Below are 268 nucleotides of genomic sequence, written 5' to 3' on the forward strand. Positions count from 1 at the left end.
TTTGGGCGGGCGTTTCCGTTCATATATTTCTGTTATCTTCTGATATACATCTACATTTTGTGCGCGTAACAAATAGACTATGCTTAAGCCATTACAAATATCGTTTAAACTTTCTTGGCTCCGCAGAGTAATTGCCTGCTTCTGTTTTCGTTTATAGACTCTTGCCAATCTTTCACATAGGGAATTATTGGCTGGAACCCGTTTATCATGCAGGAACAATAATTCACTTTCTTTATATTCCCTTAACCGGAGAAATAGATTATACCCT

The 268-nt window shown here is 37.3% G+C and carries 1 protein-coding gene; it reads right to left on the reverse strand.

The annotated features are described in order from the left end of the window. Positions 1-268 (reverse strand): hypothetical protein (locus tag VSQ62_RS32765; RefSeq protein WP_334638798.1); only part of this gene is annotated, 268 nt, incomplete at both ends.

Origin of the sequence: Sporofaciens sp. JLR.KK001 (genome assembly GCF_036941055.1) — a bacterium.
GTDB lineage: Bacteria > Bacillota > Clostridia > Lachnospirales > Lachnospiraceae > Sporofaciens.